Source organism: Pseudomonas sp. NY11955, assembly GCF_048068035.1.
In the GTDB taxonomy this organism is placed as follows: Bacteria; Pseudomonadota; Gammaproteobacteria; order Pseudomonadales; family Pseudomonadaceae; genus Aquipseudomonas.
This window is the reverse complement of the sequence record NZ_JBLUPS010000040.1, coordinates 1-1787: the sequence shown is the minus strand read 5'-3', so window position 1 is coordinate 1787 and position 1787 is coordinate 1. Positions and strand designations below refer to the sequence as shown.

At 52.4% G+C, this 1787-nt stretch carries 1 rRNA gene; it reads right to left on the bottom strand.

The features are described from left to right. Positions 1-63: 63 nt before the first annotated feature. Positions 64-1787 (bottom strand): 23S ribosomal RNA (locus ACNFBR_RS29175); the annotation flags it as partial.

The following is a 1787-nucleotide window of genomic DNA, read 5'->3' as shown; positions in this document are numbered from 1 at the left end:
TTTCGGTTATTTCGTCTTCACCACCACAATTTGGCTTTCGTGCGCAAATTGCTTGGGTGTTATATGGTCAAGCCTCACGGGCAATTAGTATTGGTTAGCTCAACGCCTCACAGCGCTTACACACCCAACCTATCAACGTCGTAGTCTTCGACGGCCCTTTAGGGGATTCAAGATCCCAGTGAGATCTCATCTTGAGGCAAGTTTCCCGCTTAGATGCTTTCAGCGGTTATCTCTTCCGAACATAGCTACCCGGCAATGCCACTGGCGTGACAACCGGAACACCAGAGGTTCGTCCACTCCGGTCCTCTCGTACTAGGAGCAGCCCCTCTCAAATCTCAAACGTCCACGGCAGATAGGGACCGAACTGTCTCACGACGTTCTAAACCCAGCTCGCGTACCACTTTAAATGGCGAACAGCCATACCCTTGGGACCGGCTTCAGCCCCAGGATGTGATGAGCCGACATCGAGGTGCCAAACACCGCCGTCGATATGAACTCTTGGGCGGTATCAGCCTGTTATCCCCGGAGTACCTTTTATCCGTTGAGCGATGGCCCTTCCATACAGAACCACCGGATCACTAAGACCTACTTTCGTACCTGCTCGACGTGTTTGTCTCGCAGTCAAGCGCGCTTTTGCCTTTATACTCTACGACCGATTTCCGACCGGTCTGAGCGCACCTTCGTACTCCTCCGTTACTCTTTGGGAGGAGACCGCCCCAGTCAAACTACCCACCATACACTGTCCTCGATCCGGATAACGGACCTGAGTTAGAACCTCAAAGTTGCCAGGGTGGTATTTCAAGGATGGCTCCATGAGAACTGGCGTCCCCACTTCAAAGCCTCCCACCTATCCTACACAAGCAAATTCAAAGTCCAGTGCAAAGCTATAGTAAAGGTTCACGGGGTCTTTCCGTCTAGCCGCGGATACACTGCATCTTCACAGCGATTTCAATTTCACTGAGTCTCGGGTGGAGACAGCGCCGCCATCGTTACGCCATTCGTGCAGGTCGGAACTTACCCGACAAGGAATTTCGCTACCTTAGGACCGTTATAGTTACGGCCGCCGTTTACCGGGGCTTCGATCAAGAGCTTCGCTTGCGCTAACCCCATCAATTAACCTTCCGGCACCGGGCAGGCGTCACACCCTATACGTCCACTTTCGTGTTTGCAGAGTGCTGTGTTTTTAATAAACAGTCGCAGCGGCCTGGTATCTTCGACCGGCATGGGCTTACGGAGCAAGTCCTTCACCCTCGCCGGCGCACCTTCTCCCGAAGTTACGGTGCCATTTTGCCTAGTTCCTTCACCCGAGTTCTCTCAAGCGCCTTGGTATTCTCTACCTAACCACCTGTGTCGGTTTGGGGTACGGTTCCCAGTTATCTGAAGCTTAGGAGCTTTTCTTGGAAGCATGGTATCAACCACTTCGTCGCCTAAAGGCAACTCGTCATCAGCTCTCGGCCTTGAAATCCCGGATTTGCCTAAGATTTCAGCCTACCACCTTAAACCTGGACAACCAACGCCAGGCTGGCCTAACCTTCTCCGTCCCTCCATCGCAATAACTGGAAGTACAGGAATATTAACCTGTTTTCCATCGACTACGCTTTTCAGCCTCGCCTTAGGGACCGACTAACCCTGCGTCGATTAACGTTGCGCAGGAAACCTTGGTCTTTCGGCGTGCGAGTTTTTCACTCGCATTGTCGTTACTCATGTCAGCATTCGCACTTCTGATACCTCCAGCAAGCTTCTCAACTCACCTTCACAGGCTTACAGAACGCTCCTCTACCGCATCA